The organism is Streptomyces sp. NPDC006393 (genome assembly GCF_040628575.1).
In the GTDB taxonomy this organism is placed as follows: Bacteria; Actinomycetota; Actinomycetes; order Streptomycetales; family Streptomycetaceae; genus Streptomyces.
Genome location: NZ_JBEXZD010000017.1, coordinates 80,191 through 94,245 on the forward strand (window position 1 = coordinate 80,191; position 14,055 = coordinate 94,245).

The 14,055-nt window shown below is 74.2% G+C and carries 13 protein-coding genes and 1 pseudogene; 6 read left to right on the plus strand and 8 right to left on the minus strand.

What is annotated here, in order from left to right:
- Positions 1-481: 481 nt before the first annotated feature.
- From ABZ484_RS10885 to ABZ484_RS10905, 5 genes are read left to right on the plus strand one after another with little or no spacing between them, the layout of a single operon-like run.
- The gene (locus ABZ484_RS10885) at positions 482-1,618 is read left to right on the plus strand and encodes an ADP-ribosylglycohydrolase family protein (RefSeq protein ID WP_358865562.1); all 1,137 of its coding nucleotides are present in this window, start codon (positions 482-484) and stop codon (positions 1,616-1,618) included.
- An 8-nt stretch (positions 1,619-1,626) separates the two neighbouring features.
- Positions 1,627-2,817, plus strand: coding sequence for an ADP-ribosylglycohydrolase family protein (locus ABZ484_RS10890; protein WP_358865563.1), 1,191 nt, complete (start codon positions 1,627-1,629; stop codon positions 2,815-2,817).
- Positions 2,805-4,169: an ADP-ribosylglycohydrolase family protein gene (locus ABZ484_RS10895; RefSeq protein WP_358865564.1), complete on the plus strand. Its 1,365-nt coding sequence runs from the start codon at positions 2,805-2,807 to the stop codon at positions 4,167-4,169. The genes ABZ484_RS10890 and ABZ484_RS10895 overlap by 13 nt, the downstream gene beginning before the upstream one ends.
- On the plus strand, positions 4,166-5,380 hold the full coding sequence (locus ABZ484_RS10900) for a CoA transferase (RefSeq protein ID WP_358865565.1): 1,215 nt from the start codon (positions 4,166-4,168) through the stop codon (positions 5,378-5,380). The genes ABZ484_RS10895 and ABZ484_RS10900 overlap by 4 nt, the downstream gene beginning before the upstream one ends.
- On the plus strand, positions 5,377-6,270 hold the full coding sequence (locus ABZ484_RS10905; protein WP_358865566.1) for an aldolase/citrate lyase family protein: 894 nt from the start codon (positions 5,377-5,379) through the stop codon (positions 6,268-6,270). The genes ABZ484_RS10900 and ABZ484_RS10905 overlap by 4 nt, the downstream gene beginning before the upstream one ends.
- Before the next feature lie 93 nt (positions 6,271-6,363).
- On the opposite strand, the gene lgt is transcribed toward ABZ484_RS10905, so the two are convergent.
- The 8 genes from lgt to ABZ484_RS10945 form a co-directional block, all read right to left on the minus strand.
- Positions 6,364-7,374 (minus strand): prolipoprotein diacylglyceryl transferase, encoded by a 1,011-nt coding sequence (gene lgt / locus ABZ484_RS10910; protein ID WP_358865567.1) that lies wholly within the window; start codon positions 7,372-7,374, stop codon positions 6,364-6,366.
- Positions 7,375-7,472: 98 nt separating this feature from the next.
- On the minus strand, positions 7,473-8,246 hold the full coding sequence (locus tag ABZ484_RS10915; RefSeq protein WP_358865568.1) for a thioredoxin domain-containing protein: 774 nt from the start codon (positions 8,244-8,246) through the stop codon (positions 7,473-7,475).
- Positions 8,247-8,354: 108 nt separating this feature from the next.
- A complete protein-coding gene (gene trpA / locus ABZ484_RS10920; protein WP_358865569.1) occupies positions 8,355-9,173 on the minus strand; it encodes a tryptophan synthase subunit alpha in 819 nt (272 codons plus the stop codon).
- Complete coding sequence (gene trpB, locus ABZ484_RS10925; RefSeq protein WP_358865570.1) at positions 9,170-10,453, minus strand: tryptophan synthase subunit beta; 1,284 nt, start codon at positions 10,451-10,453, stop codon at positions 9,170-9,172. Before trpB ends, trpA begins: the two co-directional genes overlap by 4 nt.
- A gap of 323 nt (positions 10,454-10,776) precedes the next feature.
- Entirely contained in the window at positions 10,777-11,586 is an 810-nt protein-coding gene (trpC, locus tag ABZ484_RS10930; protein ID WP_358865571.1) for an indole-3-glycerol phosphate synthase TrpC, read from the minus strand.
- Between the two features lie 187 nt (positions 11,587-11,773).
- The gene (locus ABZ484_RS10935; RefSeq protein WP_358865577.1) at positions 11,774-12,181 is read right to left on the minus strand and encodes a DUF2752 domain-containing protein; all 408 of its coding nucleotides are present in this window, start codon (positions 12,179-12,181) and stop codon (positions 11,774-11,776) included.
- Positions 12,182-12,380: 199 nt separating this feature from the next.
- Positions 12,381-12,608 carry an HGxxPAAW family protein gene (locus tag ABZ484_RS10940; protein ID WP_358865572.1) on the minus strand — a complete coding sequence of 76 codons (228 nt, stop codon included), beginning with the start codon at positions 12,606-12,608 and terminating at the stop codon, positions 12,381-12,383.
- Positions 12,609-12,735: 127 nt separating this feature from the next.
- Positions 12,736-13,383 (minus strand): TIGR02234 family membrane protein, encoded by a 648-nt coding sequence (locus tag ABZ484_RS10945; protein ID WP_358865573.1) that lies wholly within the window; start codon positions 13,381-13,383, stop codon positions 12,736-12,738.
- Between the two features lie 335 nt (positions 13,384-13,718).
- On the opposite strand from ABZ484_RS10945, the pseudogene ABZ484_RS10950 reads away from it, so the two are divergent.
- Positions 13,719-14,055, plus strand: a pseudogene (locus ABZ484_RS10950) (peptidase S8); the annotation flags it as partial.

The following is a 14,055-nucleotide window of genomic DNA, read 5'->3' on the forward strand; positions in this document are numbered from 1 at the left end:
CAGGCACCCCCACACCACCCGCTGCCCGGCGAACCCCACCCCGGCACTCACCGACCCAGCACCCCCACTACCCGGCACATCACACACACCCCGCCAGAAGACACACCCCCACCAGAAACCACCCGACCGAGGCCCCGGCCATGACCCACCGACGACACACCGAGAGACCCCCACCCCCACCGCCGCCGTCAGACCCCGCCGCCGCGCCGTCCTGCGGGCGGCGCCGTGCCGTCCGTGTGGCCGGGCGGACCGAAGGCGCCCGCTGCACCACCCGCCGGCCGAGCGGCACCGCACGGCACGACGCGCCCCTGTCCCCGGCGCACGACAGGACACACACCCCAGTCCCGGTCCCGGTCCCGGCCCCAGTCCCAGCCCCAATCCCGCTGAGAGTCCCAGTCCCGCTCCCACCGTCCGCGCGGTCCTCCCCTGCCCCGCCACCCAGGTCCCTCGTCCTCACCCACGACCAGCTGGAGGTGGTCGCATGAGCATGAGAAGCCGGAGAAGCCAGAGACGGATCGAAGGGCTGTTGCTGGGGCTGGCCGCCGGTGACGCCGCCGGGTGGCCCGCCGGGCGGCACCGGGCCGCGCGGATGCCCGAGTGGACCCGGCGGCTCACCCGTGAGCTGGACACCTTCGCCGAGCAGAACGCGACGACCACGCTGCCCGTCCCGATCGCCCTCAACCAGCCGCCCGAGCCGCTGTGCCTCGGCCCGTCCGACGACGCCGAATGGGCGGTGTTCGCGGCGGAGGCCGTGCTGCGGGCCGGGGACGACGACGCGCTCGGCGACCTCAGCCGGGAGCGCCGGATGCGGGCCGCGATCGACCTCACCTGGAACGCGGTGGCCGGCGAGGTCGCCGCGGCGGCCGAACGCGCGCCCGAGGTGGAGTCGGCGGTGCTGCCGCTGCGCGCCCGCATCTCGGTACGGGCCGGCCTCGGCAACCTGGCCACCGGCCTGCGCCCGCCCGCCACCGGGCACGACAACCCGCACTACTTCGACGACGCGGCCTGTGTACGGGCGTGCGTACTGGCCGTCGCCCACCCGGGCGACCCCGGCCGTGCCGCCGAACTGGCCGAGTTCGACGCCCGCTACACCCAGGACGGCGACGGTGTGCACGGCGCCCGGGCGATGGCGGCGGCGCTCGCGGCGGCCCTCGCCGGTGCCGGCGTCGAGCACTGCGTCACGGCCGCGCTGGCCGAACTCCCCGAGGGAACGGAGATCGGCCGCAACGCCCGGCACGCGCTGAAGCTGGCCGAGGACAGCGACGGCGCGTTCGCGCTGGTGCCGCTGCTGGAGCACCAGATCGTCGACCACGTCTACAGCTACGGCATCGCCGCCGCCGAGACGGTTCCGGTCGCCCTGGCCCTGGCCACGGCGGCCGGCGGCCGGATCGACCGGGCGCTGCCCGCCGCGGTGTGCCTGTCCCGTCTCGCCGACTCCGCCCCGGCCCTGGCGGGCGCGCTCACCGGCGCTCTCGGCGGCGGCGAGGCCATCCCGGAGTCCTGGCGGGACGCCTGCCGCATCCTGTCCGGCTGTGTGCTGCCCCGCCTCACCGGCACCGACCTGGTGGAACTCGCCGGGCTCCTGGAAGCCGCACAACCGGCCGCACCAGGGGGATGATTCGGGGCATGACGCCCACAGCAGAAGAAACCCGGGGAACCGGCCGCCGTGAGGCATGCCTGGAGGAACGGATCACCGGAGCGCTCGTCGGCGCGGCCGTCGGCGACGCCCTCGGCGGGCCCGTCGAGGGCTACTCCCCCGACCAGATCCTCCAGCGCCACGGCGGCCGGATCCACGGCGTCGTCGGCCCCTGGCACGGCGAGGACTGGCGCACCGCCCGCCCCCTCGCGCCGTACCACAAGGGAGACGGCCACGTCACCGACGACACCCTGATGACGCACGCGCTGGTCCGCGTGTACGCCCGGGTCCGCGACCATCTCGACGCCCACGCGATCGCCGACCACCTCGTCCCCGACCTGATGACGAACCCCCGCTGGATCCCGGAGCTGGAGACGGAGACGCTGCCGCTGCACCGGGTGTTCCTGGCGGAGAAGTGGCTGGTGGCCCGGCTGCACTACGGTCACGCGGACCCGCGCGAGGCCGGCGTCGGAAACATCGTCAACTGCGGTGCCGCGATGTACATGGCCCCGGTCGGCCTGGTCAACGCGGCCAACCCGGCCGCCGCGTACGCCGAGGCCCTCGACGTCGCGGGCGCCCACCAGTCGTCGTACGGACGTGAGGCGGCCGGCGTCCTGGCCGCCGGGGTGGCGGCCGCCTGCACGCCGGGGGCCACACCCGACTCGGTGGTGGCGGCGTGCCTGTCCGTGGCGAAGGACGGCACCCGGGCCGCGATCGAGAAGGTGTGCGAAACCGCTCGCGCCCACACGGACTTCGAGTCGGCGCTGGGCCCGCTGCGCGCGGCGGTCGCCCCGTACGACACGGTCGGCCCGGACTACCGCACCCCCTCGCTCGGCGCCCGCCGGCCGTCCCGGCTGCACGCGATCGAGGAACTGCCCGTCGCGCTGGGCATGCTGACGGTGGCGCACGGCGACTTCCGGCAGGCCGTCCTCGGCGCGGTGAACTACGGCCGCGACTGCGACTCCATCGCGGCGATGGCCGGGGCACTGGCGGGAGCGCTGGGCTCGCCGGTCCCGGAGGACTGGGCGAAGACGGTGGCGGAGGCCAGCCGGCTGGATCTGTGGGAGCCGGCGCGCACGCTGACCGGGGTGACCCGGCAGATCTTCGAGGAGGACGTACGACGGCGGCGCGCCCACGAGCGGGCGTTCGCCCGGATGGGAGGTCCGGGATGCTCCGACTGACCTGGGTCCAGCCGGAGGACCTGCTGGGCCACGAGCTGCGCCAGGCGGTGCAGGACGGCCGGGAGCCGTCCGCGATCGCGGCACGGTGGCGGGCGGCGGGCGGCCCCGAGGCGCCGGCGCGGGCGGGCGCCTCCCCGGAGCCCGCCTCACGCTATCTGCGTCTGCTCGCGGAGGACCTCCTGGACGAACTGGCCGAGCTGCCGAGCCGGCTGGCGGACGCGGAACCGACGGACCTGGCCGCGATCAAGGCGCTGTGCCCGGACTGGCCGGCACCGGCCGAGCGTCCCGCGGCGACCGACCAGGCCCGCTTCGAGGCCGCCTGGCTCGGCCGGGCGGCGGGCTGTCTGCTCGGCAAACCCGTCGAGAAGCTCCCCCTGGACGGCATCCGCCAACTCGCCCAGGTCACCGGCAACTGGCCCCTGAACACCTGGTTCACCGCCCGTGGCGTCCCCGAGGACCTGGCGGCGCGCTACCCGTGGAACCGCCGCTCCGCGGCCTGCTGCCTCGCCGAGAACATCGACGGCATGCCCGAGGACGACGACCTCGACTACCCGCTGATCAACCTGCTCCTGCTGCAACGCCACGGCAGGGCCTTCACCACCACCGACGTCGCCCGGCTCTGGCTGGAGGAACTCTCCGCCGGCCGTACCTTCACCGCCGAACGCGTCGCCTACCGCAACCTCCTCCTCGGCATCGAACCGCCGCGCACCGCCCGCCACCGCAACCCCTTCCGCGAGTGGATCGGCGCCCTGATCCGCGCCGACGTGCACGGCTGGACCAACCCGGGCGACCCGGCGGCCGCCGCAGAGCAGGCGCACCGCGACGCCACCCTCACCCACACCGCGAACGGCGTCTACGCGGCCATGTTCACCGCCGCCGTCATCGCCGCCGCGGCGACCGGCGCCCACGACGTGCACGCCTGCCTGGCCACCGGCCTGACCGTGGTACCGCCCGGCTCCCGGCTCGCCCGGGCGGTCCGGCAGGCCGTCCGGCTGGCCCGCTCCCACGAGGACTTCGACACGGTGGTGGACGCCCTGCACGCCACCCACGCGGCCACCTGCCACTGGGTGCACGCCGTGCCGAACACCGCGCTGATCGCCGCCGCCCTCACCCACGCCGACGGCGACTTCGAGGGCGCCGTCTGCCGGGTGGTCTCCGGCGGCTGGGACACCGACTCGAACGGCGCCACGGCCGGATCCGTCACCGGTCTGCTGGCCGGCTCCCCCGCCGCGCTGCCCGAGCGCTGGACGGCCCCGCTGAAGAACCGGCTGGCCACGTCCGTCGGCGAGTTCCACGGCACCGGCTTCGACGCCCTGGCCCACCTCACCCATCGGGAGGCGTCCCGCCCATGACGCCGCACACACCCGGGCCCACGGCCCCGGCGCCCCTCGCCGGTCTGCGCGTCCTGGACCTCGCCACCCTCTTCGCCGGGCCGATCGCCGCCACCATGCTCGGCGACTTCGGCGCCGAGGTCATCAAGGTCGAACACCCCGCCAAGCCCGACCCGGCCCGCGGTCACGGCCCGGCGAAGAACGGCGTCGGCCTGTGGTGGAAGCTGCTGGGCCGCAACAAGCGCACCATCACCCTGGACCTGTCCACGCCCGGCGGCCGCGCCGTCCTGCTGCGGCTGGCCGCCGGCGCCGACGTGATCGTGGAGAACTTCCGCCCCGGCACCCTGGAGAGGTGGGAGCTGGGCTGGCCGGAGCTGTCGGCGGCCAACCCGCGCCTGGTCCTCGCCCGGGTCACCGCCTTCGGTCAGTTCGGCCCGTACGCGTCCCGGCCCGGCTTCGGGACCCTGGCCGAGGCGATGAGCGGGTTCGCCGCGATCACCGGCGAGCCGGACGCGCCGCCGACGCTCCCGCCGTTCGGGCTCGCCGACTCCATCGCGGGCCTGGCCACTGCGTACGCGGTGATGACGGCGCTGGCGGCGCGGGAGCGCACCGGCGCCGGCCAGATCGTCGACCTGGCGATCATCGAGCCGATCCTGACCGCCCTCGGGCCGCAGCCCCTCTGGTACGACCAGCTCGGCTACGTCCAGCCGCGCACCGGCAACCGCACCGAGAACAACGCCCCGCGCAACACCTACCGGACCTGCGACGGCACCTGGGTCGCCGTGTCCGCCTCGGCGCAGTCGGTGGCCGAACGGGTGATGCGCCTGGTGGGACGCCCGGAGCTGACCGACGAGCCGTGGTTCGCGACCGGCACCGGACGGGCCGCCCACGCCGACGTCCTGGACGAGGCGGTCGGCGACTGGATCGCCCGGCACACCCGCACCGAGGTCCTGGCCGCCTTCGAGAAGGCCGAGGCGGCGATCGCACCGGTCCAGGACGTGCGGGACGTGCTGGCGGACCCGCAGTACCAGGCCCTCGGCACCTTCGCCACGCTGTGCGACCCGGAGCTGGGCCGGCTGCGCATGCAGAACGTCCTCTTCCGGCTCTCCGCGACCCCCGGCGCGATCCGCTGGGCGGGCCGCCCGCACGGCGCGGACACGGACGCGGTGCTGACCGAGCTGGGCCTCACCCCGAAGGAGCTGGCCGCGCTGCGCGCGGAGGGCGCGCTGTGACGGCCACCGCACCCTTCCCGCTCACCTGGCTCTACGCCCCCGGTGACCGCCCCCACGTGGTCGGCAAGGCCCTGGCCTCGGGCGCCGACGTGGTGGTGATCGACCTGGAGGACGCCGTCGACCCGCACCGCAAGGCGTACGCCCGCGCCGCCACCGCCGAGCTGCTCTCGGAGCCGCCGCCGGTCCCGGTCCATGTCCGGGTCAACGCGGTCGACGGGCCGCTGGCCGCCGCCGACCTGGACGCGGTGGCGTCCCGGCCGGGGCTGGCCGGGCTGCGGCTGCCGAAGGTGACGTCGGCGCGGCAGGTGGTGCGGGTCGCGCGGCGGACGGAGCGGGCGGGGGCCGCGGAGCGGACGGGCCGTGCCGGGGCCGTGGGGCGCTCCCCGGCCTCCCGCGGGTCGGGGCCGCCGCTGTACGCCCTGCTGGAGAGCGCCCTGGCCATCGAGCACGCCTACGCCATCGCCCGCGCGCATCCGTCCCTGCGGGGTGTCTCGCTGGGTGAGGCGGATCTGCGGGCCGATCTCGGGGTACGGCAGGACGCGGGCCTCGACTGGTGCCGGGCCCGGGTCGTCGTCGCCGCCCGCGCGGCCGGTCTCGCGCCGCCCCCGCAGTCCGTCCACCCCGACATCCGGGACCTGGAGGGGCTCGCGGCCTCCTGCGCGCACGGCCGCGCCCTGGGCTTCCTCGGCCGTGCGGCCATCCATCCCCGCCAGCTGCCGATCATCGAGCGCGCCTATCTGCCGACCGACCGGGAGCTTGAGGAGGCCGAGACGATCGTCAAGGCGGCCACCGTGGACCGGGGCGCGCAGGCGCTCGCCGACGGGCGCTTCGTCGACGCGGCGGTGGTGGCGGCGGCGCGCCGGACCCTGGCGCTGGCCCGCCGGTGCTGACGGCGCACGGCGACGTCCGTGACGTCCGCATGCGGCGAGGGCGCCCCCGGATTCCGGGGGCGCCCTCGTGCGCGTACGGTCCTGCGGCCGGTCTCAGCCCTTCTTGGCCGACCCGGCCCCGTCCTTGACACCGGCGTCCTCGGACCCCGCGTCCCCGGGGTCCTGGTCCTTCGCCGCCTCGGCGTCCTTGCCCTCGGCGTCCTTGGAGAAGTCGACCGCCTTCGCGTCGGTGTCCGCCCCGTCCGGGTCCGTGGCGGCGGTTGCCTCGGTTGCCTCGCCGGCCGCCGGCAGGGCCGGCTCGACCTCGGTCTCACGGCCCGGCCGCTTCTTCGCCGACACCACGATGTAGGTCACCGCGAGCAGGAACACGATCATCGCGGTCCAGTCGTTCAGGCGGAGGCCGAGGATGTGGTGGGCGTCGTCGACGCGCATGTACTCGATCCAGCCGCGGCCCACGCAGTACGCGGCGACGTACAGCGCGAACGCCCGGCCGTGGCCCAGCCGGAAGCGGCGGTCGGCCCAGATGACCAGCAGGCCGACGCCGACGCACCACAGGGACTCGTAGAGGAACGTCGGGTGGTAGTACCCCGGCACCCGGCCGTCGGTCGAGGAGGTGATGTGCAGCGCCCATGGAACGTGCGTCTCGCGCCCGTACAGCTCCTGGTTGAACCAGTTGCCCCAGCGGCCGATCGCCTGCGCGAAGGCGATGCCGGGTGCGACGGCGTCGGCGTAGGCGGGCATCGGTACGCCCCGGCGCCGGGCGCCGATCCACGCGCCGAGCGCGCCGAGCGTGATCGCGCCCCAGATGCCGAGGCCGCCCTCCCACACCTTGAAGGCGTCCACCCAGTCACGGCCCGCGCTGAAGTACAGCTCGTAGTCCGTGATCACGTGGTAGAGCCGGCCGCCGACCAGGCCGAACGGCACGGCCCAGATGGCGATGTCCGCCACCGTGCCGGCCTGTCCGCCGCGGGCGACCCAGCGTTTGTTGCCGAGCCAGACGGCGACGAAGACGCCGATGATGATGCAGAACGCATAGCCGCGCAGCGGGATGGGTCCGAGGTACAGCACACCGCGCGACGGGCTGGGAATGTAGGCAAGTTCCATGGCAAGGTCGACGCTACCGCAGCCGGAGCGGAGCCACGTCGGGCGGCCCGGACACGGGTCCATAACGGGCGGCCCGCTCCAGGGCGTCACCAGGTGTTTCAGCCCTTGGCGGCCGATTCCACCATCTGCTTCAGTTTCGCGGGGGTCATGGTGCGGTCCTGGGCGATGTTCTTGCCGTTCAGCAGCACGGTCGGGGTGCCCGAGAAGCCGCCGGCCTGGAACGCCTTGTGGGACTTGTCGACCCAGCTGTCGTGCGTGCCCTTCTTCACGCACTGGGTGAAGGCCAGCGTGTCCAGGCCGCTCACCTTGCCGGACAGCGCGATCAGCTTGTCGTTGTTCGCGTAGGCGTCGTCGGTTTCCTTGGGCTGGTTCTCGAACAGCACGTCGTGGTAGGCGCGGAACTTTCCGGCGTCCTGGGCGCAGGCCGCGGCGTTGCCCGAGCGCAGCGAGCCGGTGCCGCCGAGGTTGCCGTCGATCAGCCGGACGATGTGGTACTCGACTCTGAGCTTGCCGGAGTCGGTCAGCTGGTGGATCGTCGGGCGGTACGCCGCCTCGAAGGCCTGGCAGGCCGGGCAGCGGAAGTCCTCCCACACGGTGAGCGTCGACCTGGCGCCGTCCTTGCCGACCGGGATCGCGAGGGCGTCCTTGCCCTGCGCCCCCGAGGGCGCCACAACCGGGCCGGTACTGGCGCTCTTCTTCTTGCCGGAGTTCGCCGCGAGCACGCCGATCACCGTCGCCAGGCCCAGCACGCAGACCACGCTGACGGCCACGATCAGCGTGCGCCGCCGCCGCTCCGAGGCCTTCTGCTTCTCGCGCTCGACCGCCAGCCGCTGGCGGGCGGTGCGCCTTCCGTCATGGTTCTTGTCGCTCACACCACCAGAACGAACCGGGGAGGCGCATTGCGCCTCCCCGGTCCGAGGTCCACCCGTTCGGGTGATCATGTGTGCTGCGATGACGTGAGGTGACGGCTGTCCCGCGTCCTACGCCTGTCCGCGCACCCCGCGCGCCAGTTCGCCCGCGAGGTCACGGACGGCCGCGACGCCGGCCGCGTGGTCCGGGGCGTCCAGCATCCGCTTCACGAACGCGGAGCCGACGATCACGCCGTCGGCGAAGCCGGCGACCTCGGCGGCCTGGGCGCGGTCGGAGACACCGAGGCCGACGCAGACGGGCAGGCCGGTGCCGGTGGCGCGGGTGCGCCGCACCAGGTCCTCGGCCTGCGCGCCGACCGACTCGCGGGTGCCGGTGACGCCCATCAGCGAGGCGGCGTAGACGAAGCCGGAGCCCACCGCGGTGATCTCGGCCAGCCGCTCGTCCTTGCTGCTCGGGGCGACGACGAAGACCGTGGCGAGGCCGTGCTTGTCGGCGTGCTCGCGCCACAGGGCGGACTCCTGGACCGGCAGGTCCGGCAGGATGCACCCGGCGCCGCCGGCCTCGGCGAGTTCGGCCGTGAACCGCTCGACGCCGTAGCGGTCGATGGGGTTCCAGTACGTCATGACGAGCACCGGCTTGCCGGTGGCCTCGTGGGCCTCGCGGACGGTGCGCATGACGTCCGCGATCCTGACGCCGCCGCGCAGGGCGATGTCGTCGGCGGTCTGGATGACCGGCCCGTCCAGGACCGGGTCGCTGTGCGGCAGCCCGACCTCGACGACGTCGGCGCCGCCGTCGAAGACGGCCTTGATCGCCTCGATGCCGCCGTCCACCGTCGGGAAGCCCGCGGGCAGGTAGGCGATGAGCGCGGACCGGCCCTCCGCCTTCGCGCCCGCGAGGGTGTCGTTCAGCAGCCGGATGTTCCCGCTCACTTGGCGTCCCCCTCGATCTCGGCGGTGTCGGCTTCGTCGGCGGCCACCTCGGCGTCGGTGTCGTACAGGCCGAAGTAGCGGGCCGCGGTGTCCATGTCCTTGTCGCCGCGGCCGGAGAGGTTGACGACGATCAACCCGTCCGGGCCGAGTTCCCGGCCCACCTCCAGGGCGCCGGCCAGGGCGTGGGCGCTCTCGATCGCCGGGATGATGCCCTCGGTGCGCGACAGCAGGCGCAGGGCCTGCATCGCGGCGTCGTCGGTGACCGCGCGGTACTCGCCGCGGCCGGAGTCCTTGAGGTAGGAGTGCTCGGGGCCGATGCCCGGGTAGTCCAGGCCGGCCGAGATGGAGTACGGCTCGGTGATCTGGCCCTCGTCGTCCTGGAGGACGTAGGAGCGCGAGCCGTGCAGGATGCCGGGCTCGCCGGCGGTCAGGGTGGCCGCGTGCTCGCCGGTGTCGATGCCGTGCCCGGCCGGCTCGCAGCCGATGAGCCGGACCCCCTCGTCGGGGATGAAGGCGTGGAAGAGGCCGATGGCGTTGGAGCCGCCGCCGACGCAGGCGATCGCGGCGTCGGGCAGGCGCCCGGCGCGTTCGAGGAGTTGGCGGCGGGCCTCGACGCCGATGACCCGGTGGAAGTCGCGGACCATCGCCGGGAAGGGGTGCGGCCCGGCGACGGTGCCGAACAGGTAGTGGGTGCGGTCGACGTTGGCGACCCAGTCGCGGAAGGCCTCGTTGATGGCGTCCTTCAGCGTGCGGCTGCCGGACTTCACGGCGACGACCTCGGCGCCGAGCATGCGCATGCGGGCCACGTTCAGGGCCTGCCGCTCGGTGTCGATCTCGCCCATGTAGATCGTGCAGTCGAGGCCGAAGAGCGCGCACGCGGTGGCGGTCGCGACGCCGTGCTGGCCGGCGCCGGTCTCGGCGATCACGCGGGTCTTGCCCATGCGCTTGGTGAGCAGGGCCTGGCCGAGGACGTTGTTGATCTTGTGGGAGCCGGTGTGGTTGAGGTCCTCGCGCTTGAGGAACACACGGGCGCCACCGGCGTGCTCGGCGAACCGCGGCACCTCGGTCAGGGCGCTGGGCCGGCCGGTGTAGTCGACGAGCAGGTCGTCCAGCTCGCGGGCGAAGGCGGGGTCGTTCTTGGCCTTGTCGTACTCGACGGCGACCTCGTCCACGGCGGCGACGAGCGCCTCCGGGATGTACTTGCCGCCGTATGCGCCGAAGTAGCCGTCGGCGCCGGGGACCTGCCCTTCCGGGTCAGGGAAGAAGAAATCGCTGGGCATGCCAGAACCTCACGGTGAGTGTGTGAAAAGACACTGTTCGCCGTGGGGGCGGGGATCGGTCCGCCGGCCGCGGGCCGTCAGTGGCCGCTCGCGCCCGCGCGGCGGTGGCCGCGCATCGGACAGAGCCCCGCGCCCCTGGAGGGGCGCTGCCATCGACGGCCGTTCACCTGCCCGGGCTCGTCACCGATGACGTAGCGCACGCGACGGCCGTGGACACGCCTCGCGGGGGCGCGGCAGCCCCTCGGGCGGCAGCCGCGCGCGAGGCGGGCGTGCCGGTCCACGGTCGTCACGGTGAGAGTCATCGGCGTCAGCCTACCGGCTCGTCAGCCCCGGCCGTGGCGCAGCGCGGGATGGGCTCCGGCGGCCACCAGGTCGGCGACCGCCGTCTTCGGGTCGCGGCCGGTGACGAGCGACTCGCCCACCAGGACGGCGTCGGCTCCGGCGTTGGCGTAGGCGATCAGGTCGTGCGGGCCGCGGACGCCGGACTCGGCGACCTTGACGATGGTGTCCGGGATCTCGGGGGCCACCCGTTCGAACGTGTCGCGGTCGACCTCGAGCGTCCTCAGGTTGCGCGCGTTGACCCCGATCACCTTGGCGCCGGCGTCGACCGCGCGCTCCACCTCGTCCTCGTCGTGGACCTCGACGAGCGGGGTGAGTCCGATGGACACCGCGCGCTCGATCAGCGACTCCAGGGCCGGCTGGTCGAGGGCGGCGACGATCAGCAGGGCGAGGTCGGCGCCGTAGGCGCGGGCCTCCCACAGCTGGTACGACGTGACGATGAAGTCCTTGCGCAGGATCGGGATGTCCACGTGGGCGCGGACCGCCTCCAGGTCGGCCAGCGAACCGCCGAAGCGCCGCTGCTCGGTCAGCACCGAGATGACGGCCGCGCCGCCCGCCTCGTAGTCCGCGGCGAGCCCGGCCGGGTCTGCGATCGCGGCGAGCGCGCCCTTGGACGGGCTGGAGCGCTTGACCTCGCAGATCACCTTGACGCCGTCGCCCTTGAGCGCGGCCACTCCGTCCTTGGCGGCCGGAGCCTTCGCCGCGCGCTCCTTGAGCTCGTCGAGGCTGACGCGCGCCTGCCGCTCCGAAAGGTCGGCACGGACTCCGTCGATGATCTCGTCGAGCACACTCACGCGAGCGGCCCCCTTCCAGACGGTGTGATGTTCCAGCGGGTCGAGCGGCCCCCGGCGGCCCGCCTCAAACGGATCGGGTGGATCGAGCGGGTCGGAATCCGGCGGTCACTGCGATGGTATCCGGAGGAGGGCGAAGCCCTCGCATCCGGTGGACGGCGGTCCCACTACCTGGACAAACGCCGACCGATCAAGGGTGGAGCAGGCCACCGAAGGGCAGGTTCCGGACAACGGTGAAGGCGACGAGCAGCGCGCCCAGACTCCAGAGCTGCGCGCTGCCGAGCCCGATCCGCGGGGGCCGCCCGCGCGCGGCGCCGGCCGCCCAGGCGATCCACACCACGGCGAAGGCCAGATAGCCCGCGACGGCCATGGCGTTGTCGTGCAGGGCGGTGAGGAAGTCGCCGTGGACGAAGGCGTGCGCGCTGCGCAGGCCGCCGCAGCCGGGGCAGTACAGGCCGGTGTAGCGCAGCAGCGGGCAGACGGGGTAGTGGCCCGGCTCGCCGGGATCCACCGCCCCCACGTACGCGAAGGCGCCGGCGACGGCGCCGAGCACGGCTGCGGGGACGGCCAGCCGGCCCAGGACGGCGACGGGGTGCATCGGCGGTGCCGGCGGGTCCTCGTACGCACGCCTCGGACCGGGTACGACCGTGCGGCCGTACGTCCCCCTGCGACTGTCGGCGTTCACACCCCGCATTCTGCCCCGCACGGGCCGCATGCGCGCGTGCGGGGCGCCTCGGCGCGGGTGCCGGCGGGTACGGGTGAGGGGCGGCCGGGGGCCGCCCCTCGTGTCCGGGTCGTCAGCTCCTGGTGGCGAGCTGGTGCACCGGGTGCTCGCCCTTCTGGCCGAGGCCCATCATGCGCATGACGCCGCCGACGACGCCGCCGAGCAGCACGACACCCATGCCGACCCAGAAGCCGACCGGCTGGGCCATCACCATGAAGGCGCCCGCGACGCAGAAACCGATGAAGGCGATGATGACACCGGTCCAGGCGGCCGGGGTGTGACCGTGGCTGCTGCCCGCCATGACTTGCTCCTCGTTGCTTGTACGTGTCTGAGCCGGACGCTCGGAAGTCATTGTCCCGTACGCGTGCACGCGACGTGATCGGGGGTGGCTCCTGGTGGCCCTCCGGCCGCGGGGCGGGCCGCCGCGGTCAGGCGGAATCGGTGCCGGTCGGGTCCTCGCCGCGGTCCAGGGCCTTCCACAGGTCCTCGGGACGGTCGGGATCGACCGGACGGGTGGCACGCGAACGGGGCGCGCCGGAGCGCTCGTAGCGGCCGCCCATGGCCGGCCAGAGCCGGCCGTAGCGCAGGGCGAGGAGTCCGGCCAGCAGGATCAGCACCCCGCCGGCGGCCGCGACGTAGGGCCAGCCGGTATGGGTGAGCGAGGCGGCGGTCGCCGCGGTGTCGCCGGAGGCCTGGGCCGCCTTCTCGTCGAGCGCGGCGCGGTTCTCGGCGCCGATCAGGGCGGCGCCGACGGTCCCGGCGCCGGAGAGCGCGAGCAGGCCCGCGACCAGCAGGCGGCCGGAGCGGCGGACGGCGAAGACGGCGACGAGCGCGGCCAGGCCCACTATGGCGAGCGCCGCGGGCACGCCCGTGACCTCGCTGCCCTTGGCGGTCAGGGCGTAGTCGCCGCCGGCCACCGCGGCGGTGCCCGCCGCCCAGCGCTGCCGGGAGGCCAGCAGCGCCACGGCCGCGCCGAGGGCGCCGCACAGCAGGGCAACGGCGAGGCTGCGGCGGCCGGACCGGGCGGAGGCGGCGGCTTCGATGCGGGGGTGAGGTACGGCTGTCACGTACTCCACTATCACCCGAACCCCCGGGAAACCGTCACCCGGGTCCGCCAACGGCCGTCACCACCCCCTCGGCGCCCGTCAACGCCCTCGGCGTCCGTCAACCCATGGCGGCGTCATCGTTTCCCCACGGCATTCCCGCGAGCGGCGCGGAGATCTTCAGGAACGGGCAAAGGAAAGCCCCACCTTCAACTTCCTTCTTGTTGACGTGTACGGGCCACACATACCTTCTGCGCGACCGGCGCGCCCACCCGGCGCGACCGGCCGCAGTGCGCACCCCCCACACCTCTCCCGGTTCACCCACCTCGTGGAGGACTACGTTGCGCAGAACCCTTTCCGCTGCCGCCGTGGCAACGCTCGCCGCGGCCGGCCTGGCCCTGGCCGCCCCGCTCGGCCAGGCCGCGCCCTCGACGTCCACGACATCGACGGCACACGGCGTCAGCGTCGCGCACTCCTGTGCGGCCCCGACGCAGAAGAACGTCATGGCGTGCAACGCGCTGAAGGTCGTCGCGGGCACCCCCAGGTCCGCACACGCCGAGAGCGACCTGACGGCCGCCGCCGCGCCCTCCGGCTACGGCCCCGCCTCGTTGCAGGCGGCCTACAACCTGCCCTCCGCGACCGGCGGTTCGGGGCAGACGGTGGCGATCGTCGACGCCTACGACGACCCGAACGCCGAGGCCGACC

Coding starts and splice junctions, on each gene's coding strand:
- ABZ484_RS10890 (WP_358865563.1), top strand. CDS start 1,627: ATGACGCCCACAGCAGAAGAAACCCGGGGAACCGGCCGCCGTGAGGCA.
- ABZ484_RS10900 (WP_358865565.1), top strand. CDS start 4,166: ATGACGCCGCACACACCCGGGCCCACGGCCCCGGCGCCCCTCGCCGGT.
- ABZ484_RS10940 (WP_358865572.1), bottom strand. CDS start 12,608: ATGGCGGGCAGCAGCCACGGTCACACCCCGGCCGCCTGGACCGGTGTC.
- ABZ484_RS10935 (WP_358865577.1), bottom strand. CDS start 12,181: ATGCACCCCGTCGCCGTCCTGGGCCGGCTGGCCGTCCCCGCAGCCGTG.
- trpB (WP_358865570.1), bottom strand. CDS start 10,453: ATGCCCAGCGATTTCTTCTTCCCTGACCCGGAAGGGCAGGTCCCCGGC.
- ABZ484_RS10885 (WP_358865562.1), top strand. CDS start 482: ATGAGCATGAGAAGCCGGAGAAGCCAGAGACGGATCGAAGGGCTGTTG.
- ABZ484_RS10895 (WP_358865564.1), top strand. CDS start 2,805: ATGCTCCGACTGACCTGGGTCCAGCCGGAGGACCTGCTGGGCCACGAG.
- lgt (WP_358865567.1), bottom strand. CDS start 7,374: ATGGAACTTGCCTACATTCCCAGCCCGTCGCGCGGTGTGCTGTACCTC.